We start from the raw sequence: 22,399 nt of genomic DNA on the forward strand, positions 1-22,399 counted from the left end.
GGAGCTGTTATGTTGCAATCCATCGCCAGTGAACCGTTTATCTCTCCGCCGCAGACGCCCGGTCTGGCCGCCCTACGCGAGACGCTTGGCCAAACCCGCGAAGCCGTGCTGGCGCGTCTGCGCCAGAATCTGGCCGCGTTTGGCGATCGTTTCCCCGCTGAAACCTGTGTGCAAGGGTATTACCCGCTGACGGAAAACGTCGAGTGGACAACCAGCTTCTGGACCGGCCAGCTTTGGCTGGCGTGGGAGCTGTCTGGCGATGAGGCGTTTCGCGCCGCCGCGCAGCGTCAGGTGCGCTCGTTTGGCGCACGTATCGCCGGGCGTCACGACACTAACACGCACGATCTGGGCTTTCTCTATACGCTCTCCTGCGTGGCAGACTGGCGGCTCAACGCCAGCCGCGAGGCGCGTGGCTTCGCGCTGCTGGCGGCCGAGGCGCTGCTTGAGCGTTATCATCCCAGGGCGCAAATTATTCAGGCCTGGGGCAATCTGGATGACCCCGAGCAGGCGGGGCGGATGATTATCGACTGCAACATGAACCTGCCGCTGCTCTGGTGGGCGAGCGAGCAGACCGGCGACGGGCGTTTCGCGGCGGCGGCGCAGGCGCACGTGAATCAGGCGGCGCGTTATCTGGTGCGCCCGGACGCCTCGTCGTGGCATACCTATTATATGGATCCGGTAACGGGCGATCCGCGTTTCGGCAACACCCAGCAGGGTTACGCCGATGATTCCTGCTGGTCGCGCGGCCAGGCATGGGGAATTTACGGGTTTCTGCTGAGTTACCGCTATACCGGCGATAAACGGATGGTAGGGCTATCGAAGAAGCTCGCGAGCTATTTCCTCAACCGCCTGCCGGAAGACGGGGTCTGCCACTGGGATCTGGCGCTGCAGGGTACTGACGCGCTGCGTGATTCGTCCGCCGCTGCGATTACCGTATGCGGGCTGCTGGAGCTTATCAAACATCTGCCCGCCACCGACCCGGATCGCGCCGTCTGCGAGCAGTGGGCGCTATATATTTTCGCGTCCCTGACGCAGGGCTATCTGGCGAAGCCCGAAGACGCCTGCAACGGTCTGTTGAAGCATTCGGTTTACCATCTGGCGAGCGACAAAGGCGTCGATGAGTGTTGCAGCTGGGGCGACTATTTCTACATGGAAGCGCTGACGCGGCTGTCGCAAAGCTGGAAGCTTTACTGGTAAGGGACGGTACGCATGGCGGGTGCGCGTCGTTTACCCGCCCTGCCAGAATTTACTGCCGCACCAGCAGCGTCAGCACCTCGTAATGCGCAGTATGCGGGAACATATCGAACAGCTGCACGCGCGCAATCCGGTAGCCGGGGAGCTGTTTGATATCTTTCGCCATCGTCTGGGCGTTACAGCTGGAGTAAATAAGGTATTTCGGCGACATACGGCTTAGATAGTCGCACAGCGCCTCGCCGATGCCGCGCCGTGGCGGGTTGACGAGCACCAGATCCGGCACAGCCTGCTGGCCGGTCGCGAAATTCGTAGAGTCGAGCGCCTGAAAATGCACGTGACGCAGGCCAAGCTGTTGCGCCGAGGCGCGGGCGCTGGCGATGGCTTCCGGCGCGATTTCAATGCCGGTCAGCGTCATCGCAGGCGTCGCGCAGTGCAGGCCAAAACCGCCCACGCCGCAAAACAGATCCCACATATGGTTTACCGGCAGCGCGCGCACCCAGTCTCGGGCTGCGGCGTACAGCGCGCTCGCCACCGTCGGGTTAGTCTGGAAAAAACTCTGCGGGCGGATCCACAGCGGCACGCCGTTGAAATTCTCGGCCAGCGCCTGCTGCTCCGTGAGCCAGATCTCCTCCTCGCCTTCCATAATCGCCATATGCACCGGCTGAATGTTGGCGGTCACTACTTTCAACTGCGGCAGTTGCGCCAGCAGCGCAGGCAGCGCGGCGCGCAGCTGGGCGAGTTTGGTGGTCGATCGCAGTACGAATCGCAGCATCAGCCCGCCGTCGAGCGTGCTTTCGGTCAACAGCAGATATTTCAGTTCGCCGCGCTTACGGGCAACGTTATACGGCGTTAGCCCCGCGCGGGCGATAAACGGTTTTAACGCCGCAAAGACCGCGTAAAACGACGCCGGATAGAGCGGGCATTCGGTCAAATCCACCGGCGTGCCGTCGCGGTGCAGCATGCCGAGCAGCGGTTTTTCCACGCTCCCGCTCACCACCATTTTGGCCTTGTTGCGAAACGCCTGTTCCGGCCCGCTGACCGGCGCGCACCACTCACCCACCGGCAATTCAGCCAGCAGCGCTCGCAGATCGGACATTTTGGCGGCAAGTTGAGTGTCGAGGGGCTGTTCAATCCACTGACAGGAGCGGCAGCGCCCCGCGTCATAGAGTGCGCAGTGCATAGCTAAAAACCTTAAAAAAACGCGGACCGGCGATTCTATCACGCCGCAGGATTACTGTAGTCGGAAAAATCGTCGGCTGCGGGCGGGAATAAACAGCAGGGAAAGCACCAGCAAATCCGGCAGTTTTTGCATCGCAAGCGAATGGAAAATCTCGCGGCGGGAGCCGCCCGCGATGCTGAAAAGTTCAGGATAACCCCAGCCGAGCGACGCCGCCCACAGATAGCTTGTGGCGATAATCTGGGTGAGCAAAAAAACCCAGCGCCCCCAGGCGCGGCCTTTCAGAATGACGAAAGCGCAGCGAAACTCGATACACAACAACACCAGACTGCCGAAGAAAATCAGCGTCAGGCTCCAGGTCTGTACGCTGCGGTGGATAAAATCCATCACGCCGCGCACGCCCAGCAGGTTAAACAGCATCAGCAGATCCAGGCAGCGCGTGGAAATAATGGCTATCGCCGCCACCTGTACCAGCGTAGGAGCGTTCATTCGGGCGTGTGATTGTCGCGCTTTGCTGAAAATGTCCAAATCTCGCCTTCCCTGTGAAACAGCGCCGCGTCATACGCGGCGCTGGGAGCACATGATTGCAGATTTTAGGCGCTTCAGCTATGCCTTGCACGCTGGATGTCGCGCAGTCGCTGCTTTTCTGCCCGCGCCATGAAAAACCAGGCGATCAGGCCGATAACGCCGACAACGGCGAGGATGATGGAGGCCAGCGCGTTAATCTCCGGGTTAACGCCCATGCGCACGCTGGAGAAGACCAGCATCGGCAGCGTCGTGGCGCCCGGCCCCGAGACAAAGCTCGCGATAACCAGATCGTCGAGCGAGAGCGTAAAGGCGAGCAGCCAGCCTGAGACCACCGCGGGCATGATCATCGGCAGGGTGATGACGAAGAATACCTTCAGCGGCGCGGCGCCGAGATCCATCGCCGCCTCTTCTATCGAGCGGTCCAGCTCGCGCAGGCGAGAGCTGATGACCACCGACACATAGGCGGTGCAGAACGTGACGTGCGCGAGCCAGATGGTCAGCATCCCACGGTCCGACGGCCAGCCGATGGCGTGACCGAGGGCTACAAACAGCAGCAGCAGCGACAGCCCGGTGATGACATCCGGCATGACCAGCGGCGCGGTGAGCATAAAGGCAAAGCCGTTCGAGCCGCGAAAGCGCCCGAACCGCACCATCACCACCGCCGCAATAGTGCCAAGCACCACCGCCATCGTCGCGGCGCAGGCGGCAATCGTCAGGCTCAGCCCGACTGCGCTTATCATCGCGGAATCGCGGAACAGCTCGCCATACCAGCGGGTCGACCAGCCGGCCCATACCGTCACCAGTTTGGAGCTGTTAAACGAGTAAACCACCAGCATCAGCATCGGCGCGTAGAGGAACGCGAAGCCGACCACCAGGATCAGAATGCGCCACGGCGAGCGCACCACAGGCAGATTGTTCATGCATGGTCTCCCATCGTTTTGTTCTGATACTTGTGGAACCACATGATGGGCACGATAAGCACCACCAGCATGGTGATCGCCACCGCTGAGGCCACCGGCCAGTCGCGGTTGTTAAAGAACTCCTGCCACAGCACGCGACCAATCATGATGCTGTCCGGCCCGCCGAGCAGTTCCGGAATAACAAACTCCCCCACCGCCGGAATAAACACCAGCATCGAGCCTGCGATAATGCCGCCTTTGGTCAGCGGCACGATAATGCTGAAGAAGGTTTTCACCGGACGGGCGCCCAGATCCAGCGACGCCTCCACCAGCGAATAGTCGATGCGGGTCAGCGCGGTATAAATCGGCAGCACCATAAACGGCAGATAGGCGTAGACAATCCCGATATAGACCGCGAGGTTAGTGTGCAGAATCGCGAGCGGCTGGTCGATAACGCCAAGCCACAGCAGCACGTTATTCAGCACGCCGTTCTCTTTGAGAATGCCCATCCAGGCGTAGACGCGAATAAGAAATGACGTCCACGACGGCAGGATCACCAACAGCAACAGGATGTTGCGCGTCGACGGTTTGCTGTGCGCCACCGCCCAGGCGAGCGGATAACCGAGCAGCAGACAGAACAGCGTCGAGACCGCCGCTACCTGTAACGACTGCAAATACGCCTCGAAATAGAGCGGATCGTCGGTCAGTTGCAGGAAGTTCGCGATGTTCAGCGTCACCGACAACTGATCGTCCGCCCAGCTCACCAGATCGGTGTAGGGCGGGATCGCCCGCGCCATTTCCGCCAGGCTGATTTTGAAGACAATCAGGAATGGCAGCATAAACAGCAGGATCAGCCACAGATACGGCAGCGCGATAACCAGTTTACGGCCATGCGCCATTTGCAGGCGCGCGAGCCACAGCCGGAAACCGCCGGGCGCGGCGGACGGCGGCTCGGTTTGACGTTCAAGGGAACTCATCTTTCGCCTCCTTACACCGTCAGCACAACGCAGCTGTCCGCATCCCAGCACAGGCGCACTTCATCGCCCCAGGTGGGCGCGCCTTTGCGGTAGCGGTGCGCGTTCTGCAACTGGGCGCTGATCATCTGCCCGCTGTGCAGACGCACATGGTAGATAGAGAGGTCGCCAAGATAGGCGATATGCACCACCTCGCCCACGCCGAAGTTAAAGCCATCCGCCGGCGGCTCGTCGCAGAGCATGACCTTTTCCGGGCGCAGCGCCACGTGGACCGGCACGCCGTCCACCACCGAGGCGTCCGGGTCAACCTTGAGCGGATGCACCAGCCCCGGTGCGTCGATGATTAACCCGTCGTCGCGGCGCTCGCGCAGCAGGCCGTCGAATACGTTGACCGAGCCGATAAACTCAGCGCTGTAGCGCGTGGTCGGATGCTCGTAAATCTCTTCGGGTTCGCCTATCTGCACAAACTTGCCGCGGTTCATAATGGCGATGCGGCCCGCCATCGTCATCGCTTCTTCCTGATCGTGCGTTACCATCACGCAGGTAACGCCGACGCGCTCAAGAATATCCACCACTTCGAGCTGCATACGGTCGCGCAGTTTTTTATCCAGCGCCCCCATCGGCTCGTCAAGCAGCAGCAGTTTTGGGCGTTTGGCCAGGCTGCGGGCCAGCGCCACGCGCTGACGCTGGCCGCCGGAAAGCTGGTGCGGCTTACGTTTGGCGAACTCCTGCATATGCACCAGCCCGAGCATCTCTTCGACGCGGCTGGTGATTTCCGCCTTCGGCAGTTTGTCCTGCTTCAGGCCGAAAGCGATATTCTGCTCGACCGTCATATGCGGAAAGAGCGCGTAGGACTGAAACATCATATTGATGGGGCGCTGGTACGGCGGCACATGGGAGAGATCCACGCCGTCCAGGACAATCTGCCCGGCGGTCGGCGCTTCAAAGCCCGCGAGCATGCGCAGCAGCGTCGATTTTCCGCACCCGGAGGCGCCAAGCAGCGCAAAAATTTCGCCTTTATAGATAGTCAGGCTGACGTCGTCCACGGCGTGCTGGCCGTCAAACGATTTGGTCAGGTTACGGATTTCCAGCAGCGGGGTCAGCGCCTTGCGGGGTTTCGCCTGTGGGCGGGGAATAGCGTCGTTCACTACATTGCTCTCCGGCAAAAAGCAAAAGTACCTGTGCGGCCCGGTTGCCGCACAAATGGCAGAACAGAGGCGCATGACCTCTGTCCTGTTTTGGGGCAGCTGCACCGCCCCGATGCAGACCGTTTACGACGAAGCGGCCTTATTTACCGCTTTTCACTTTGGTCCAGGCGCGGGTTCTCACGCGATCGAGCTTCGGCTCCTGTACCTTCAGGGTGAAGAGCTTGGCCATTACATCCGCCGGCGGGTAGATGCCTGGGTTGTCACGCACTTCTTTACTCACCAGCGGCGTGGAGGCTTTGTTGCCGCTTGCGTAGTAGACGTGATCGCTGATGTGCGCCATGACGTCCGGGCGCATCAGGTAGTTGAGGAACTGATACGCTTCTTCTTTGTTTTTGGCGTCTGCCGGCATGGCGAAGACGTCAAAGAATGCCAGCGCACCCTCTTTCGGAATGGAATAAGAGATATTGACGCCGTTTTTCGCTTCTTTCGCGCGGTTCGCCGCCTGCCAGACATCGCCCGCCCAGCCGATGGCCACGCACGTGTCGCCGTTCGCCAGATCGTTGATGTATTGCGAGGAGTGGAAATAGCGAATGTTCGGACGCAGCTTCAGCAGCAGGTCGGTCGCCGCGCCGCTGTAGTCATCCGCTTTGCTGCTGTTCGGATCTTTACCGAGGTAGTTCAGCACGGTAGCGAAGATCTCTTCCGGGGCATCCAGGAATGAGACGCCGCAGCTTTTCAGTTTTTCGAGGTTTTCCGGCTTCAGCACCAGATCCCAGCTGTTGACCGGGGCGTCTTTGCCGAGTGCCGCTTTCACTTTGTCGACGTTATAGCCGATGCCGGTGGTCGCCCACAGATAAGGCATAGCGTATTTATTCTCCGGATCGTGCTTCGCCACCAGCTTGAGGATTTCCGGGTCGAGGTTTTTCCAGTTCGGCAGTTTGCTCTTGTCGAGCGGCTGGAACACGCCCGCGGTGAGCTGGCGCTCAAGGAAGCTTGCAGAAGGCACCACCAGGTCGAAGCCGGTGCTGCCGGCCATCAGTTTGCCTTCCAGCACTTCGTTGGAATCAAACACGTCGTAGACAACTTTAATGCCGGTCTCTTTGGTGAAATTCTCAATCGTGTCCGGGGCAATATAATCTGACCAGTTATACACATGCAGCGTTTTCTGTTCAGCCGCTGAGGTTGTCGCACAAACGGCCATCAACGCACCGGCAACCACACCCGATAACCATTTTTTACTTTGGGTGGACATATCTGTTTTCCTTCTGAATAAAGGGTAAAAGTCCGCGTCGACGCGAACTAAATTTACGCAATTAAACATATGCAAGATTCATGCATAGATGGTCATTCTGCGCAGAAAAAGGAGAGCGACTCTCCAGGCAGATGTTGCACGCTGTATGCAGCCTCGCAAGGATAACTGTAGCCTGACCCCGAGGCTATAGCCCGGAATAAAAAACGCCTTTTAACAATTTTTTAGTCAGATTTGGTCTATGGGATAAGCCAAAACGGCACGGTGAGCGGTGATTTATGCTATCGCAACAGTTTCAATGCAGAATAAAAAAGCGAAATACGCAGTCGCCCTGGTAGCGACTGCGCTAAAAGCAGGCGGGATCAGTGAAGAAAATGGTTATTCACTACGGCTTCCCCTTTTTCGTCCTCTTCAGGGGTATAAATCAGCTGTTGCGCGCGCGCTTCCATAATGACCATCGAGGTTTGCTGCTCGCTCTGGCGGAAAAACGCCCCGAACTGCTCCGCCGTCACGCCCACCTCAACCAGCAGCGTCTGACAGACGACCAGCTTTGGCAGGTTATCATCCTGAATGTCGAGAAATGCCTTTAAGGTCAACGAGCCTGCGTTGATAGCCGAAAGATCGGAGGCAACCGTAAGCAGCGCCGAGGGCTTGATTTCCGCCATCGCGGAAAACAGCACCACGTTATCCACCAGATCTATCTTGGCGTCGAATACGCCGTCGAAATTCTGCATATGCGGAAGATGGAGTGCCTGGCAGGTATCACACTCGAAAAAGCTCACGCCGAGGTTATCGAGCCAGCGGCGCAGGGTGTCCAGCGTCGGGACGACGAGTGAATCCATAAAACCTGTAGCCTCTTTTAGTAAACAAACATGTCAATCGGATAGCTTACGCAAAAAACGGACGTTATACCATGACGCCGCATCAGCCGCCGGTCTTCAGGCAGTAGTCGGGCCGCGCGTGACGCTCAATCCAGCTAATCATCTGGCCGGCGATATCCAGTCCCGTGGTTTTCTCAATGCCTTCAAGGCCCGGCGACGCGTTCACTTCCATCACCAGCGGGCCGCGTTCGGCGCGCAGAATATCGACGCCCGCCACATCAAGACCCAGCGTGGCGGCGGCTTTTATCGCTATTTCTCGTTCGCGTTCGCTTATCTGTGCAATGCGCGCCACGCCGCCGCGATGCAGGTTCGAACGGAAATCGCCCTCTTTCGCCTGCCGCTCAATAGCCGCGACGACGCGGTCGCCCACCACCAGGCAGCGAATGTCACGCCCCCTGGCCTCTTTAATGTATTCCTGCACCAGAATGTGCGCGTTGAGCCCGCGAAAAGCGTCAATCACGCTTTCGGCCGCCTGGCGGGTTTCCGCCAGCACCACGCCGATGCCCTGCGTGCCTTCCACCAGCTTCACGACCAGCGGCGCGCCGCCCACCATCTCGATAAGATCGCTGGTGTCGTCCGGCGAATGGGCTATGCCGGTAATCGGCAGATCAATCCCCTGACGCGCCAGCAACTGCAGCGAACGCAACTTGTCGCGCGCGCGGGTGATGGCGACCGATTCGTTCAGCGGGTAACTGCCGAGCATCTCGAACTGGCGCAGCGCGGCGGTGCCATAAAAGGTGATGGCCGAGCCGATGCGTGGGATCACCGCGTCGAAATGCGGCAGCTGACGGCCCTTGTAATGCACGCAGGACGCCGCAGGGTTGATGGTCATATAGCAGGAAAGCGGATCGAGAATTTCCACCTGATGGCCGCGTCGCGTCGCGGCTTCGCACAGGCGTTTACAAGAATAGAGCGTACCGTCCCGGGACAAAATGGCGATTTTCACCCTGCACCTCTCTGAACACGTCGTGAAAACCGGCCTATCATACACTCCCCCGCGCGGGCGGGGGAATGCAAAAAGGCTTAGCGCGTCGCCCAGCCCTGCTTGTGCAGATAGTCGAGAATAAACGGACGGTTCTCTTTGATGATGGTGCGGCGGATCTGGTCGCTCCAGGTATCGCGGCGGGCGTTGCTGTCGCGATGCATGTAGTAGTTGGCTATCTCTTCGTCATACTCGGCCAGCAGTTCGCGGTCGACCGGCTGATAACGGTTTTCGTGCACCATCAGCCCTGCCGGCATGCGCGGCTTCACCTGCGGATCGTCCGCGGGCCAGCCGAGGCAGAGGCCAAACAGCGGCAGCACATGCTGCGGCAGGCCCAGCAGTTCGGTTACGGCTTCAATGCTGTTGCGAATGCCGCCGATATAAACCCCGCCGAGACCGAGCGATTCCGCCGCGACTAACGCGTTCTGGCCGAGCATCGCGGTATCTACCACGCCAAGCAGCAACTGTTCGGCAAGACCCAACTGCGCGTCCGGGCAGATTTGCAAATGGCGGTTGAAATCGGCGCAGAAGACCCAGAACTCCGCCGCCTTGGCGACATGCGGCTGGCCGCCGGTGAGCGTCACCAGTTGCTCGCGCATCGCGCGGTCGGTCACGCGAATGATCGAGCTGCATTGCAGGAAACTGGAGCTGGAAGCGGACTGCGCGGCGTGGATAATCGCTTCACGCTGGGCGTCGCTGATGGGCTCATCGGTGTAGTGGCGGATAGAACGGTGTGAGCAAAGCAGCTCAATCGTTGGCGTCATCACGTTTTCCTTATTCCTGGTGTGTTGAAAAGCCAGCGCGCGAGCTGGCTGCCAAAACTCATCAGTATAATCGTAATGCGCCGGATGACGGTTAACGGAACGTTGCGTTTAGGAAGAAGATGAAACCCGCCGTTACAGCCGACGTACGCCAGCGTGGCGACGCAGCAGCGTCAGCAGAAACAGCCAGCAGAGCGAGCCCAGAGAGCACCAGAACAGCGCGCTGAAAATCCACGCCAGCTCCTGCCAGAATGAACGCCCCGCGCCGCCCCACAAATGCAGGAGCAGCAGACAAACCGGCGCGGCCACCAGCGCGCCAAGTAATGGCTTCAGCTCGCGTCCGCGACGCGCGAACACGCCCGCCAGCGCCCCCGGAAGAATAAAGCATAAGATGCCTAAATCCCGTGTTCCGCTAACCGGCTCGAAAGGGTGAAGCACCATTTTCTGCGCAATAAACACCGCCAGGAACAGAATAAAACAGCAGGCGGTTGCAGCCCGGCTATGACGTCGCATCAACAGATATCCCCCTGATAGTGCCTGTATCAACCTGATCTCCTCTCCGCCAGTGCGGATCTCTAGTCAGATAAAGCATCGTGGCAATCCGTGCCTCATAATTAACTGCGGGTATTAGAATATTCTTGCTGGCCGATACTATACATAACGATTAAACTAGCGGCGGCGAAAAGCTTATGCAGACGAAATAACTGCGCCGGAAAGCGCACTTCCGGCAAAACATAAGCAAAATCCTAGCCCAGAAGCCTCTCCTTTTCAACAACTTACTGGTAAACAAGAAGTTAGCCTCCGTGAATATAAACGTCGCAGATTTGTTAAACGGGAATTACATCCTGTTATTATTTGTGGTGCTGGCGCTCGGCCTGTGTCTTGGTAAATTACGCCTGGGTTCTGTGCAACTGGGTAATTCCATTGGCGTTTTAGTGGTTTCATTATTATTAGGCCAGCAACATTTTACGATTAACACCGACGCGCTTAACCTCGGCTTTATGCTGTTTATTTTTTGCGTCGGCGTGGAAGCCGGTCCCAACTTTTTTTCTATTTTCTTTCGCGACGGTAAAAATTACCTGATGCTCGCGCTGGTGATGGTCGCAAGCGCCCTGCTTATCGCGCTCGGCCTCGGCAAGGCGTTTGGCTGGGATATCGGACTGACCGCCGGGATGCTGGCGGGTTCCATGACCTCAACGCCGGTGCTGGTGGGCGCAGGCGACACCCTGCGCCATGCCGGTATGGAGGGCGCGCAGCTTGCCCAGGCGCTGGATCACCTGAGCCTCGGCTATGCGCTGACCTATCTTATCGGACTGGTAAGCCTGATTTTCGGCGCGCGCTACCTGCCGAAGCTTCAGCATCAGGATCTGCAAACCAGCGCCCAGCAGATTGCGCGCGAACGCGGTCTCGACACCGACGCCAATCGCAAAGTCTATCTGCCGGTCATCCGCGCCTATCGCGTAGGGCCGGAGCTGGTCGCCTGGGCAGACGGCAAAAACCTGCGCGAACTCGGCATTTATCGCCAGACCGGCTGCTACATTGAGCGCATCCGCCGCAACGGCATTCTCGCAAACCCGGACGGCGACGCGGTGTTGCAGATGGGTGACGAAATCGCGCTGGTGGGTTACCCGGACGCGCACGCGCGCCTCGACCCGAGCTTTCGCAACGGGAAAGAGGTGTTCGACCGCGACCTGCTGGACATGCGCATCGTCACCGAAGAGATCGTGGTGAAAAACCATAACGTGGTGGGTCGCCGCCTCGGCCAGCTTAAGCTTACCGACCACGGCTGTTTCTTAAACCGCGTCATTCGCAGCCAGATTGAAATGCCGATTGACGACAACATTGTGCTCAACAAGGGCGACGTGTTGCAGGTGAGCGGCGACGCGCGACGTGTGAAAACCATCGCCGACCGCATCGGGTTTATCTCCATTCACAGCCAGGTGACCGACCTCCTCGCCTTCTGCGCCTTCTTTATTGTTGGCCTGATGATCGGGATGATCACCTTCCAGTTCAGCTCATTTAGCTTCGGCATCGGTAACGCTGCCGGGCTGCTGTTTGCGGGCATCATGCTCGGCTTCCTGCGTGCTAACCACCCGACGTTTGGCTATATCCCGCAGGGCGCGCTGATGATGGTCAAAGAGTTCGGCCTGATGGTGTTTATGGCGGGCGTAGGCCTGAGTGCGGGCAGCGGTATCGGTCACGGCCTCGGCGTCGTGGGCGGCCAGATGCTCTTCGCGGGCCTGCTCGTCAGCCTGCTGCCGGTCGTTATCTGCTTCCTGTTCGGCGCGTATGTGCTGCGCATGAACCGCGCGCTGCTCTTCGGCGCGATGATGGGCGCGCGTACCTGCGCGCCTGCGATGGAGATAATCAGCGACACCGCGCGCAGCAACATCCCGGCGCTCGGCTATGCGGGCACGTATGCGATTGCCAACGTTCTGCTGACGCTCGCCGGTACGCTTATCGTCATCGTCTGGCCCGGCACATAAAAAAACGAGAAATTTTGCGTAAGGCGCGAACTTTTCGAAAAAGCGCCAGTCTCAATTAGTGCCACTGCTTTTCTTTGATGTCCCCATTTTTGTGGAGCCCATCAACCCCGCCATCTTGGTTCAAGGTTGATGGGTTTTTTGTTGTCTGGGGTTTGAGTGCAGAAAACGCACCTCTGGAAGGTATCCCTGATTCAGGTAGTTATGCAGCTGCGCCAGCGCTGTAAAATGCGATATCATGCCTGACGTTATGCCGTTTCAATGGCGTAAAGCAGATCAACCAGTGCTATCGCACTGATATCATCCCAACGCAAGTAACTATCCAGTGAACTTGTTCCTGAATCTTTGCCTAAACCCCGCTGACAAATAGTCTGATGGTCTCCTGAAGCCGAAACCCATACTTTTCCACCCTGTTGGCAAAAGTATGTGGATCCCTTCAATCCATCACGCTGAATGCGCTTCTTCCGGGTATCCACTTTTTGTGTTGTGATTCTCACGCTCATTATCAGTCTTCAATAAACCAAATCGCCTGTAAAAACCGGCGACATAATATCTCTGCGACACGTTAAATGTATAAAAACACAATGGCATATTTTGATGAGGCAAAATGCATTGCAGGAACAGCTGTTTTAATAATCACATGCTAATCAATTCTGACGTTAATCACTCAGTTGTGTTTACCCATACAACCACCTCCCCGCCTTCACCGACTCCACAAACATCCTGATTGTCAAAGGCGTTTTATCCTGTATCACGGGCTTGCGTGAAAACAGTCCTGGCGTTTTCCACGGATAGTAAGCGGTGAGATCAAAGCGGCTGTATTCTGTCCCGAAGTGGCTAAACAGGGTCTGAGCCATTTCTGCGATATCTTCGACTTCAAACATTTCCTGCAAAGGGCTGTCAAGATCAGGCTCTTGCTTCTTAAGTGTGAAAGAAGTCACTAGCGGTAGTTCTTTTAAGATCATTGCTCGTATGTCTTCATCAGATACCATCTTCACCAGATCCTGTCCTCTTTACGTACCAGTTTATTGTAATGGTTTACCGTATTGTAACTGATAAGGGAAACATCTTTCGCAAGTATAATCCAGCCCAGCACAGGTACTGCACGGCCGACGAAAGCGCCTAAATTATTGACCCAGAAGATTTTAAGCCCGCGCATGGAGAAAGATGTGTTAGTCAATGTTGGAAGAATACGCCTTTTAAATTTATAGCTTAGGTGTTGCCTGAAGAATAAAGAAGCGTGAGACGTCCCTTTTGTAGCGGTAGACATTTTACCCGGCACTTCAATACTATTCGTACCTAACAACAAGAATGCAGCGCCTATGATATCCTCGACGCCAAGCTGTTTTTGGATTTCATCAATCATGACCCAGAAGAGTAATTCATGTACGCTCAAATCAAAAAGGCCTTTGTAAAAATATCCCCCATTAAGGCTTTCTACGGTATCCATACTACCTCCCTATAAACACAAACCTGTTAGATGATTGGCTGAAACTTTGCCCACGAGTTAGTACTCTTTTATTGAGAAACGCGTTTTAACCCAGCCTGTTATAAACAATCAAACATTATATAAATTTAAGACCTCTTATCTGTTTATTTAGTAATTGAAGATTACCGAAAGGACATCATTTCGCCAGCAAGCTAAACGTTTTTTCAGATAATATTAATGACTTGAGAATTAGACAACGTGGCGATTTACATAATAAAATTTGCAACAACCATATTTCATAATAAAATGCGTGAAGATTATTCCATTTACTTCACATGAATCGATATATGAACCATCCATACACGTTATATATGACAACCATTGCCACTCAATTAAAAAATCATTAATGAGCGCAAACAAAAAGACCAGGCAATGTGAATAAAACCATCATTCAGATTATTAATATTATTTTTTGTTGCTGGGTTCTCACTACCTGCTTAATTGTATTGGCTGAACTCGCCTCCTGGCAGGAAAAAACTGTGGGAGTCGCACTCATACTTGCAGGAGCGCGACTCATCGCGTTGATACTGAACCGGTTCCTTTCCCAAAAAATTGGGATGTTAAACAGTATCTTTGAACTCTTAACAGGCCCGCTACTGATTACGGGCACGCTTCTCTGCTTCGAGTTTCCTGATCCCTGGCCATTAAAAATAGTGGGAATGGTGTTATGGGTCATCGTACTGCTTTATTTACCCTCTCTGATAAATCAACGCTAATCCTCCCCCACAATTCTCCCCACCATCGCGCGGATTGTTTCGCGGCTGAGCGGCTCGCGGTCGATGACGTAATGCAGCGTCATCCCTTCGACAAACGCGTCGAGCGCGCGGGCGGTCGCCGGGTCGAACCAGGTTTCGAGCGTCTGCTGGCTGCGGCGCATCCAGTCCTGCATGATGATTTTCAGCTGCGGCTGGCGGCCCGCGTAGGCGTAAAGCTGGTACATCAGCTCCATATTTTCAGGGGTCGTCACCTGCGCGCCGCAAATGAGCGCCGTCACCGCTTCGCAGGCTTCTTCACGGCTCTGCGCCTGCGCCATCAGCGCCTGATACTGGCATGACATTGTCTCGGCGAAGCGCGTGAACGCCTCTGCAAGCAGCGCCTCCAGCGAGGTGAAATAATAAGTGACGGAGCCAAGCGGCACGTCTGCTTCAAGCGCGATTTTACGGTGCGTAATATGATGAAAGCCATGTGTGGCGATGCAGGTAAGCGTCGCTTCCAGAATACGCTCGCGGCGTTGCGGATCGTTTTGTCGTGTCGCCATAAGAGGTCGGCTCCTCCACCGGGAAAAAGCATTTTTGGTATGTGTACAAATGTACACAACCTTGCTACGTTTTAAAGGTTTCTTTTTTCACTCCAGGCGAATGGGCTATGTCATCCGACGTGAATCTCTCTCCCGCGCTGCGTCACAGAACGTGGGCGCTGTTTCTGTTTTTCTTTCTGCCGGGCCTGTTGATGGCCTCCTGGGCGACCCGTACGCCTTCAATCCGTGATGTGCTGCAGGTCTCTACCGCCGGGATGGGCATTGTGCTGTTCGGTCTCTCGGTAGGCTCAATGAGCGGCATCCTCTGTTCAGGCTGGCTGGTGAAGCGTCTTGGTACGCGCCCGGTTATCCGCAACGGCATGGCGCTGGGCGTGCTCGGTATGCTGCTGATGGCGTTCGCGCTGTGGCTCGCCTCGCCGCTGCTGTTCGCCTGCGGGCTGGCGGTGCTGGGCGCCGGAATGGGCTCCGCTGAGGTGGCGCTGAATGTGGAAGGCGCGACGGTCGAGCAGTTACAGAACAAAACCATTCTGCCGATGATGCACGGCTTTTTCAGTCTCGGCACGCTGATTGGCGCGGGCATCGGGCTTAGCCTGACGGCGCTGAATTTTCCTGCCGATCTGCACCTCACCATCGCCACGCTGATTACCGTCATCCCGATTATCGTCGGGCTGCGCGCTATCCCGCACGGCGTCGGCAAAGAGGCGAAAGAGGCGCGTCAGCAGCGCCCCGCCGGACATATTCCTTTCTGGAAAGACAGCCAGCTGCTGTTGATTGGCCTGATTGTGCTTGCGATGGCGTTTGCCGAAGGTTCCGCCAACGACTGGCTGCCGCTCCTCATGGTGGATGGCCACGGCTTCAGCCCCACCTCCGGATCGCTGATTTACGCCGGCTTCACGCTCGGCATGACGCTGGGCCGCTTCTTCGGCGGCTGGTTTATCGACCGCTACAGCCGCGTAAATGTGGTGCGCGCCAGCGCCATGATGGGCGCGCTCGGCATCGGGCTGATTATCTTTGTCGATAACCCGCTTATCGCGAGCGTGTCGGTACTGCTGTGGGGATTAGGCGCGTCGCTCGGCTTCCCGCTGACGATTTCGGCGGCGAGCGATACCGGGCCGGATGCGCCGGTGCGCGTGAGCGTGGTGGCCACGGCGGGCTATGTTGCCTTCCTGGTCGGCCCGCCGCTGCTCGGCTTCCTGGGGGAACATTACGGACTGCGCAGCGCGATGCTGGTGGTGTTGTCGCTGGTGGTGCTGGCGGCGCTGGTGGCTCGCGCGGTGGCGAAACCGGCGACGCCCGTCGAGCCGGCGCGTGACGTTATTTAAGGAGCGACAGCACGCTTTCCGCCTGCTGGTTCGCCTGCGCCAGTACGGCATTCCCGGCCTGTTGCAGGATCTGCGAGCGGCTGAGATTGCTGGCCTCCTGCGCGAAATCCGCATCCTCAATGCGGCTGCGCGCGGCGGCGGTGGCGACGGTTTTCTGCGCCAGCCCCGCCTTTGCGGAGTCAAACGTATTCACCAGGCTGCCGTACGTGCCGCGGTAGCTGCTGACGGTATCCAGCGCGTGGTCAATGGTGTCAATCGCCTGCGACGCGCCCTGCTGATTATCGAGCCGCGCGGCGTCCAGGCCGAGCGTTTTCGTGTCCGAGGGCGTGGCGGGAATGGTTTTATACTCCACCGCCTCGCCATAATCGGCGCTCATCACGATATCCGTGTCGGTGCTGACCGGCCCGTCCGGCTTATCGGTCGGCAGCGGCAGCTTCGTCCAGGTCATCTGACCGAAAAAGGATCCGTTGCCAACCACCATAATGATCACATCTTCCGTCACCTTATCGATGGAGAGCCGCTCCAGATAGTTGCCCGCCGAGACGGTGCCGTTGTTACCCCAGCCGGTCGCCGGCGTCTCATAGCGGTCGCCGTCGCCGCTGTAGGTGATGGTCATGCCGTTGTAATTCTTTACCGCCCCGCCGCTCACGTTATAGGTGGCCGGCCCCTGCGTCAGGTTCGCGTCGCTGTAGCTGGCGTCAGGCAAAAATCCGTTATCGGTGGAGATAATTTTGGTGTTAGCCGTCGCGGTACTGTTCACCCCGTTATTCGTCCAGGTGAAATCACGCGTAGCGCCGTTTACCGGCGTGCCGACCAGGTGGCTGCCGTCGCGGCTGAACAGCTGGATATCGTCATCCATCCAGCCGGAGTTAATGGTCAACGTAATATCGGTCGCGCCTGCCGGGATATAAGCCAGCGGCACCAGCCCGGAGCTGAACGAGTACTGCTGGCCAGGCACCGGGAAACGCTGGTTAATGGACGGAATATTGCCAAGCTGCGCCGCAGGGGGTGTCGGCGGCGCAGCGGGCGCCAGCGGATATTTGCCGAAAATCGTCGTCCCTGTGGCAATGGCGTCAATCTGCGCTTTTATCTGGCTAAACTCCGTGGAGATAGCCGCGCGATCGCTCGTATCGAGCGTACCGGTCGCCGCCTGCACAGCCAGCTCTTTGGCGCGCATCAGCAGAGCGCTGACTTCAGAGAGCGCGCCTTCGGCGGTCTGCGAGAGGCTAATGCCATCGTTCATGCTGCGCGACGCCACATCATTGGCCTTAAGCGTCGCGGACATACGGTTGGCAATAGCCTGCCCGGCAGCATCATCCTTCGCGCCGTTAATGCGCATGCCGGATGAGAGCCGCTCAATGGACTGGCTTAAGCTAGCGGCCGTTTTTTTCTGCTGCGTCAGGACATTACCTGACATCAGATTATTGAAGATAGTCGCCATAGGGTTGCCGTTTCGCACGTCGGAGAGTCGTTAACAAGGCTACTATCGGCCCCCAGGCAATTTAGCTTTAGGTTTAAATTTGAATTAAGTGAAAAATCCTTTTAATAACCATAGCTTATGTTAACAGGCGCAAATCCGTACTTTTACGGTGCCGCGCCTGAAAATGCTTAAGGAGCGTTTATGGCAGTGAAGTTAATCGCCGTGGATATGGACGGCACATTTTTAAGCGACGCCAAGACTTACAATCGCGCGCGTTTCCTCGCGCAGTATGCCGAATTAAAAGCGCGCGGCATCCGTTTTGTGGTGGCGAGCGGTAACCAGTTTTACCAGTTGCAATCATTCTTCCCGGAAATTGCCGACGAGATAGCTTTCGTGGCGGAAAACGGCGCGTGGGTGGTGTGCGAAGGCGAGGATCTGTTTAACGGGGAACTGACCGAAGAGGAGTACCGCCACGTCATCGCGCATCTGCTGACGCTGGAAGACGTGGAGATCATCGCCTGCGGCAAGCACAGCGGGTACTCGCTCAACCGCTACGACGAGCGCTTTAAACAGATGGCGTCGCGCTATTATCACCGGTTGCAGTTTGTCGACGATCTGTTCGCCGTAAAAGATATTTTCTTTAAATTCGCGCTCAACCTGCCGGATATTCAGCTGCTGAAAACGATGGATGACCTGACCGAGGCGTTTAACGGCATCGTGGTGCCGGTTTCCAGCGGCCACGGCTCTATCGATCTCATCATTCCGGGTCTGCACAAAGCGAACGGCATTCAGATGCTGCAAGCGCGCTGGGGCATTGCGGACAGCGAGGTCGTGGCGTTTGGCGACGGCGGCAATGACGTGGAGATGTTGCGCCAAGCGGCGTTTGGCTTTGCGATGGAAAACGCGCCGCAAGCGATTCACAAGGTGGCGCGTTACCGGGCGCCGACAAACAACGAGGAAGGGGTGCTTGAGGTGATTGATAAGATCCTGAACAACGAGGCGCCATTCGCATGAAACGGCGGCCCGTCCGGGCCGCCGCACGTCGCATCAGCCTTCCCGGCTGGCGCCGACGGTTTTATCTTTCAGGAAAATCACCATCAGGCCCAGCCACAGCAGACCGTTTGCGAGATTAAACAGGTTGAACAGGCCGTTGCCGCCGCCGATCCAGGCGTGTTTGCTCACTTCGATGCCGACAGTGAAAATCGTCATCTGCAACATGCCCATCGCGGCGGAAACGGTGCCTTTGCTGATGTCGCTCGCAAACAGCGTCAGGCGCACCAGGCCCGCGTTGGCGATGCCGATGCCGAAGGCGTAAATACTGAGCCCCGCCGTCATCCAGAGATAGGCGTGGGAGGAGAGCAGCGTCGCGAGCGCCGCCAGCGCCAGCCCGGCCATAATCGGCCAGCCGCCCATGATAATCAGCGAGCGCACGCTGCGCCGTGCGGTGAGCTTCGCCAGCACCAGGTTGCCGAGGATCAACGCGCCGAAAATCGGCACCTGCAACAGCCCATATTCATAGGTGCTCATCTGCTCGCCACTGATGATAATCACCGGCGACTGGGCAATCCACGCCAGCAGCGGCAGGCTGACAAATCCGATCGCCAGCGCGCCTGAGACAAAACGCAGGTTTTTCAGCACCGCTTTATAGTCACGCCCCAGTTCGCGCAGCGACAGTTTCTCGCCAAGCCGCGTCGCGGTTTCCGGCATCGCGCGCCACAGCCCGAAGAAAGAGATGGCCGCCAGCGCCGCGAACAGCACAAACATCATCTCCCAGGGCGCGGCATGCACCCAGGCCGCGCCCACCAGCGGGCCGAGCAGCGGCGCAATCAGCGCCACGTTCGCCATCAGCGCGGTGATTTTGATGCACACCGCCTCTTCAAACGACTCTTGGATAGCCGCATACCCCACCGCGCCGATAAAGCACAGACTGATGCCCTGTAAGAAACGCAACACCGTGAACTGTTCGATAGTCTGGGCCAGCAGCGTGGCAAGGCAGGTCACGATAAACCACACCACGCCCGCCAGCATCACCGGGCGACGACCGATGCGATCCGAGAGCGGGCCAAGCAGCCACTGTAAAAACATGCCGCCCGCGAGATAGGCGGTCATCGAGGTCGGCACCCATTCCACGCCCGCCTGATACTGCTCGACGACCGCGAGCATCCCCGGCTGGATCATGTCGTTGCCGATATAAGTAGAAAATTCATAGAGCACCAGACAGAGCGGGAACAGCAGCGCCTGGCGTCCGAGACGTCCGGTTCGGTTTGCGTGAGTTTGCATGAGTCTTCCATCCATAAAATCGCGCTGAGTGTAATGAATTGCCGCGCCGCGCGATAGTGAATTATGTGCGACAAACGGGCGGCGCGCGCCTTTCGTCCGGCTGTTTAAGGTTTTCTTAAGTTAGCCGTTTTATGCTGGCCGTTTTCAGCTCGCAGAGGGCGCCGTTATGCGCACGCTATCCCCGCTCCTGTATCCCGCCAGGCCGCGGATAAATAAGACAATCTCCCTTTATTCGCTGCCCCTGCGCTTTTATGTTGGTCAGCTTGCGCTGTTAACGGCGCTGGGCGTGCTGTTTACCTGGCTTTCGCGTAACGAGGCGCTGGACCGCTGGCTGACGCAGATGTGGTTTGATGCCGCAGCGCAGCGCTTTCCCTGGCAGAACAACCCCTGGCTTGATCTTATTAACCACCGTTTCGCCAAATATTGCGCCGTCGCGATAGCGGTCGGGAGCTTGCTGTACGGTCTCGCTCGCCGACACCCGCGCTGGATAATGGTGGCGCTGCTGATGGGGCTTGGCACCGCCGTGGTCGGCGTGCTGAAGGCCACCAGCCACCACAGCTGCCCGTGGGATCTGGTCGAGTATGGCGGAAAAGCGCTTTCTTATCCGCTCTTCAGTGCGGCGCCCGACGCCAGCGGCCCCGGTCGCTGTTTCCCCGGCGGCCATGCCTCAAGCGGCTTTATGGTGATGGGGCTCTGGTTCGGGCTGCGGCGCGAACGTCCGGGTCTCGCCCGGCTGGCGCTGACGGCAGGCATTGTGCTCGGCCTTACGATGGGCTTCGGCCAAGTGATGCGCGGCGCGCATTTTTTCACCCATAACCTGTGGGCAGGCTGGTGGGTGTGGCTTACGCAGGTGGTGACGTGGGGCGTGACCACCACACTGATGAATAAGGAATCTGCAACCCTATGATGGAAGCGCTGAATCACTTTCTCTTTTTGCAAATCAACGCCACGCCAGACTCCGCAAGCTGGCTTATCGCGCTCGCGACGTTTATCGCCCGCGATCTTATCTCTATCGTGCCGCTACTGCCTGTTGTGCTCTGGCTGTGGCGCCCCACCGAGCGCCGGCTGGTGGTGAAGTTCGCGCTGGCGCTGCTTATCAGTCTCTCGGTCTCCTGGATTGCCGGTCATCTTTTTCCGCACCCCAGGCCGTTTGTGGTGGGCCTCGGCCATCAGTTCCTGCCGCACGCGCCGAACGACTCCTACCCGAGCGACCACGGCACCGTGATTTTCACCTTCGCGCTGGCGTTTCTCTTCTGGCACCGCGTCTGGTCAGGGCTGGTGCTGATGGCGGTTGCCTGCGCGATTGCCTGGTCGCGCATCTATCTCGGCGTCCACTGGCCGCTCGATATGGCGGGCGGCTTGCTGGTGGCGCTGCTTGCCTGCCTGAGCGCGCAGATCCTCTGGGCGCCGTTTGGCGAGCCGCTTTATCGCGCGCTGCGTCAGCTTTATCGCCTGTGCTTCGCGCTGCCTATCCGTAAAGGCTGGGTGCGTGACTAACCGCAGGGCCGCAGGTAAGATTGCACGACTTTTCAGGCGCCGCGCGACGGGCGTGGCGCCGGGTTGAGCAAGAGGCTTTATGGAAACGCGGCGTGACGAGCGAATAGCGCAACTGCTACAGGCGCTAAAGCGACAGGATAAAATTCATCTTAAAGAGGCGGCGGCGCTGCTTGGCGTCTCTGAGATGACGATTCGCCGCGACCTGCAGGGCCACGACGCGCCGGTTACGCTGCTCGGCGGCTATATTGTGCTGGAGCCGCGCGGCGTGACCGTCAGCCGTTACCTGCTGAGCGACGAAAAAACCCGTCTGGTGGAAGAGAAACGCCATGCGGCGCGAATTGCGGCGTCGCTCGCGCGCCCGCACCAGACGCTGTTTTTCGACTGCGGCACCACCACGCCGTGGATTATCGAAGCGCTGGACGACGCGCTGCCCTTTACCGGCATCTGTTATTCGCTGAACACCTTTCTGGCGTTGCAGGAGAAACCGCAGTGCCGCGTGATTTTGTGCGGCGGCGAGTTTCACGCCAGCAACGCCATTTTCAAACCGCTCAATTTCCAGGAAACGTTGCGCAATCTGTGCCCGGATATCGCCTTTTTTTCGGCGGCGGGCGTGCATCCGCAGTATGGCGCGACCTGTTTTAATCTCGACGAATTACCGGTGAAGCACTGGGCGCTGGAGATGGCGCAACGGTACGTCATTGTGGCCGATCACAGTAAGTTTGGTCAGGTGCGGCCCGCCTGTATGGGGCCGCTTGAAGCGTTCGGCACGATTGCGACCGACAGGATGCCCGACGAGGCGTTTATCGCCTGGGCGCAGTCGGCGAAAGTCGACGTGCTGTGGTAAGCGCTCCCGCATG

22 protein-coding genes are annotated in these 22,399 nt (G+C 57.8%); 7 read left to right on the forward strand and 15 right to left on the reverse strand.

The features are described 5' to 3' along the window. Positions 1-9: 9 nt before the first annotated feature. Complete coding sequence (locus AFK63_RS11840) at positions 10-1,197, forward strand: glycoside hydrolase family protein (protein ID WP_038863878.1); 1,188 nt, start codon at positions 10-12, stop codon at positions 1,195-1,197. Positions 1,198-1,246: 49 nt separating this feature from the next. On the opposite strand, the gene rlmC is transcribed toward AFK63_RS11840, so the two are convergent. From rlmC to ybjM, 10 genes are all read right to left on the reverse strand, one after another. Further along, positions 1,247-2,374: a 23S rRNA (uracil(747)-C(5))-methyltransferase RlmC gene (rlmC, locus tag AFK63_RS11845; protein WP_038863881.1), complete on the reverse strand. Its 1,128-nt coding sequence runs from the start codon at positions 2,372-2,374 to the stop codon at positions 1,247-1,249. Positions 2,375-2,425: 51 nt separating this feature from the next. Further along, positions 2,426-2,860: a YbjO family protein gene (locus tag AFK63_RS11850; RefSeq protein ID WP_050568166.1), complete on the reverse strand. Its 435-nt coding sequence runs from the start codon at positions 2,858-2,860 to the stop codon at positions 2,426-2,428. A gap of 113 nt (positions 2,861-2,973) precedes the next feature. Next, a complete protein-coding gene (gene potI / locus AFK63_RS11855) occupies positions 2,974-3,819 on the reverse strand; it encodes a putrescine ABC transporter permease PotI (RefSeq protein ID WP_007747033.1) in 846 nt (281 codons plus the stop codon). After that, positions 3,816-4,775 (reverse strand): putrescine ABC transporter permease PotH, encoded by a 960-nt coding sequence (gene potH, locus AFK63_RS11860; protein WP_038863886.1) that lies wholly within the window; start codon positions 4,773-4,775, stop codon positions 3,816-3,818. The genes potI and potH overlap by 4 nt, the downstream gene beginning before the upstream one ends. An 11-nt stretch (positions 4,776-4,786) precedes the next feature. Beyond that, positions 4,787-5,920 carry a putrescine ABC transporter ATP-binding subunit PotG gene (gene potG, locus AFK63_RS11865; protein ID WP_148562986.1) on the reverse strand — a complete coding sequence of 378 codons (1,134 nt, stop codon included), beginning with the start codon at positions 5,918-5,920 and terminating at the stop codon, positions 4,787-4,789. A gap of 139 nt (positions 5,921-6,059) precedes the next feature. Next, positions 6,060-7,172: a spermidine/putrescine ABC transporter substrate-binding protein PotF gene (gene potF / locus AFK63_RS11870; RefSeq protein ID WP_038863888.1), complete on the reverse strand. Its 1,113-nt coding sequence runs from the start codon at positions 7,170-7,172 to the stop codon at positions 6,060-6,062. 359 nt (positions 7,173-7,531) lie between these two features. Then, complete coding sequence (locus AFK63_RS11875) at positions 7,532-8,011, reverse strand: type III secretion system chaperone family protein (RefSeq protein WP_038863889.1); 480 nt, start codon at positions 8,009-8,011, stop codon at positions 7,532-7,534. Positions 8,012-8,093: 82 nt separating this feature from the next. After that, the gene (gene rimK / locus AFK63_RS11880; RefSeq protein ID WP_038863890.1) at positions 8,094-8,996 is read right to left on the reverse strand and encodes a 30S ribosomal protein S6--L-glutamate ligase; all 903 of its coding nucleotides are present in this window, start codon (positions 8,994-8,996) and stop codon (positions 8,094-8,096) included. 77 nt (positions 8,997-9,073) lie between these two features. After that, positions 9,074-9,796: an oxygen-insensitive NADPH nitroreductase gene (nfsA, locus tag AFK63_RS11885; RefSeq protein ID WP_038863891.1), complete on the reverse strand. Its 723-nt coding sequence runs from the start codon at positions 9,794-9,796 to the stop codon at positions 9,074-9,076. A gap of 132 nt (positions 9,797-9,928) precedes the next feature. After that, positions 9,929-10,306: an inner membrane protein YbjM gene (ybjM, locus tag AFK63_RS11890; RefSeq protein ID WP_038863892.1), complete on the reverse strand. Its 378-nt coding sequence runs from the start codon at positions 10,304-10,306 to the stop codon at positions 9,929-9,931. Between the two features lie 290 nt (positions 10,307-10,596). On the opposite strand from ybjM, the gene AFK63_RS11895 reads away from it, so the two are divergent. Continuing rightward, the gene (locus AFK63_RS11895) at positions 10,597-12,279 is read left to right on the forward strand and encodes an aspartate:alanine antiporter (protein ID WP_038863894.1); all 1,683 of its coding nucleotides are present in this window, start codon (positions 10,597-10,599) and stop codon (positions 12,277-12,279) included. 674 nt (positions 12,280-12,953) lie between these two features. Here the strand turns inward: AFK63_RS11895 and AFK63_RS11900 are convergent. From AFK63_RS11900 to AFK63_RS11915, 3 genes are all read right to left on the reverse strand, one after another. Next, positions 12,954-13,274 (reverse strand): DUF1493 family protein, encoded by a 321-nt coding sequence (locus tag AFK63_RS11900; RefSeq protein WP_081642082.1) that lies wholly within the window; start codon positions 13,272-13,274, stop codon positions 12,954-12,956. After that, the gene (locus tag AFK63_RS11905) at positions 13,271-13,726 is read right to left on the reverse strand and encodes an STM2901 family protein (RefSeq protein ID WP_038863896.1); all 456 of its coding nucleotides are present in this window, start codon (positions 13,724-13,726) and stop codon (positions 13,271-13,273) included. The genes AFK63_RS11900 and AFK63_RS11905 overlap by 4 nt, the downstream gene beginning before the upstream one ends. 751 nt (positions 13,727-14,477) lie before the next feature. Continuing rightward, entirely contained in the window at positions 14,478-15,023 is a 546-nt protein-coding gene (locus AFK63_RS11915) for a TetR/AcrR family transcriptional regulator (RefSeq protein ID WP_038863899.1), read from the reverse strand. A gap of 107 nt (positions 15,024-15,130) precedes the next feature. On the opposite strand from AFK63_RS11915, the gene AFK63_RS11920 reads away from it, so the two are divergent. Further along, positions 15,131-16,345, forward strand: coding sequence for an MFS transporter (locus tag AFK63_RS11920; protein WP_038863901.1), 1,215 nt, complete (start codon positions 15,131-15,133; stop codon positions 16,343-16,345). Here AFK63_RS11920 and AFK63_RS11925 read toward each other — a convergent pair. Continuing rightward, entirely contained in the window at positions 16,338-17,786 is a 1,449-nt protein-coding gene (locus AFK63_RS11925) for a flagellin N-terminal helical domain-containing protein (RefSeq protein ID WP_053531575.1), read from the reverse strand. The two genes, AFK63_RS11920 and AFK63_RS11925, sit on opposite strands and share 8 nt — an antisense overlap. 180 nt (positions 17,787-17,966) lie before the next feature. Here AFK63_RS11925 and AFK63_RS11930 point away from each other — a divergent pair, with 180 nt between their 5' ends. Further along, a complete protein-coding gene (locus AFK63_RS11930) occupies positions 17,967-18,779 on the forward strand; it encodes a Cof-type HAD-IIB family hydrolase (protein WP_038863911.1) in 813 nt (270 codons plus the stop codon). A gap of 33 nt (positions 18,780-18,812) precedes the next feature. Here AFK63_RS11930 and AFK63_RS11935 read toward each other — a convergent pair whose 3' ends face one another. Further along, a complete protein-coding gene (locus AFK63_RS11935; protein WP_038863913.1) occupies positions 18,813-20,045 on the reverse strand; it encodes an MFS transporter in 1,233 nt (410 codons plus the stop codon). 166 nt (positions 20,046-20,211) lie between these two features. On the opposite strand from AFK63_RS11935, the gene AFK63_RS11940 reads away from it, so the two are divergent. From AFK63_RS11940 to deoR, 3 genes are all read left to right on the forward strand, one after another. Continuing rightward, positions 20,212-20,952 carry a phosphatase PAP2 family protein gene (locus tag AFK63_RS11940; protein ID WP_050568170.1) on the forward strand — a complete coding sequence of 247 codons (741 nt, stop codon included), beginning with the start codon at positions 20,212-20,214 and terminating at the stop codon, positions 20,950-20,952. Continuing rightward, positions 20,949-21,542 carry an undecaprenyl-diphosphate phosphatase gene (gene ybjG / locus AFK63_RS11945; protein WP_038863914.1) on the forward strand — a complete coding sequence of 198 codons (594 nt, stop codon included), beginning with the start codon at positions 20,949-20,951 and terminating at the stop codon, positions 21,540-21,542. The genes AFK63_RS11940 and ybjG overlap by 4 nt, the downstream gene beginning before the upstream one ends. Before the next feature lie 79 nt (positions 21,543-21,621). Then, positions 21,622-22,386, forward strand: coding sequence for a DNA-binding transcriptional repressor DeoR (gene deoR / locus AFK63_RS11950; RefSeq protein ID WP_038863917.1), 765 nt, complete (start codon positions 21,622-21,624; stop codon positions 22,384-22,386). Positions 22,387-22,399 lie beyond the last annotated feature (13 nt).

It is taken from the genome of Cronobacter muytjensii ATCC 51329, from assembly GCF_001277195.1.
Lineage (GTDB): Bacteria > Pseudomonadota > Gammaproteobacteria > Enterobacterales > Enterobacteriaceae > Cronobacter > Cronobacter muytjensii.

Bases quoted from the DNA above. Each gene is read 5' to 3' on its own strand.
- AFK63_RS11840 (WP_038863878.1), top strand. From the start codon at position 10: ATGTTGCAATCCATCGCCAGTGAACCGTTTATCTCTCCGCCGCAGACG.
- rlmC (WP_038863881.1), bottom strand. From the start codon at position 2,374: ATGCACTGCGCACTCTATGACGCGGGGCGCTGCCGCTCCTGTCAGTGG.
- AFK63_RS11850 (WP_050568166.1), bottom strand. From the start codon at position 2,860: ATGAACGCTCCTACGCTGGTACAGGTGGCGGCGATAGCCATTATTTCC.
- potI (WP_007747033.1), bottom strand. From the start codon at position 3,819: ATGAACAATCTGCCTGTGGTGCGCTCGCCGTGGCGCATTCTGATCCTG.
- potH (WP_038863886.1), bottom strand. From the start codon at position 4,775: ATGAGTTCCCTTGAACGTCAAACCGAGCCGCCGTCCGCCGCGCCCGGC.
- potF (WP_038863888.1), bottom strand. From the start codon at position 7,172: ATGTCCACCCAAAGTAAAAAATGGTTATCGGGTGTGGTTGCCGGTGCG.
- AFK63_RS11875 (WP_038863889.1), bottom strand. From the start codon at position 8,011: ATGGATTCACTCGTCGTCCCGACGCTGGACACCCTGCGCCGCTGGCTC.
- nfsA (WP_038863891.1), bottom strand. From the start codon at position 9,796: ATGACGCCAACGATTGAGCTGCTTTGCTCACACCGTTCTATCCGCCAC.
- ybjM (WP_038863892.1), bottom strand. From the start codon at position 10,306: ATGCGACGTCATAGCCGGGCTGCAACCGCCTGCTGTTTTATTCTGTTC.
- AFK63_RS11905 (WP_038863896.1), bottom strand. From the start codon at position 13,726: ATGGATACCGTAGAAAGCCTTAATGGGGGATATTTTTACAAAGGCCTT.
- AFK63_RS11915 (WP_038863899.1), bottom strand. From the start codon at position 15,023: ATGGCGACACGACAAAACGATCCGCAACGCCGCGAGCGTATTCTGGAA.
- AFK63_RS11920 (WP_038863901.1), top strand. From the start codon at position 15,131: ATGTCATCCGACGTGAATCTCTCTCCCGCGCTGCGTCACAGAACGTGG.
- AFK63_RS11925 (WP_053531575.1), bottom strand. From the start codon at position 17,786: ATGGCGACTATCTTCAATAATCTGATGTCAGGTAATGTCCTGACGCAG.
- AFK63_RS11930 (WP_038863911.1), top strand. From the start codon at position 17,967: ATGGCAGTGAAGTTAATCGCCGTGGATATGGACGGCACATTTTTAAGC.
- AFK63_RS11935 (WP_038863913.1), bottom strand. From the start codon at position 20,045: ATGCAAACTCACGCAAACCGAACCGGACGTCTCGGACGCCAGGCGCTG.
- AFK63_RS11940 (WP_050568170.1), top strand. From the start codon at position 20,212: ATGCGCACGCTATCCCCGCTCCTGTATCCCGCCAGGCCGCGGATAAAT.
- ybjG (WP_038863914.1), top strand. From the start codon at position 20,949: ATGATGGAAGCGCTGAATCACTTTCTCTTTTTGCAAATCAACGCCACG.
- deoR (WP_038863917.1), top strand. From the start codon at position 21,622: ATGGAAACGCGGCGTGACGAGCGAATAGCGCAACTGCTACAGGCGCTA.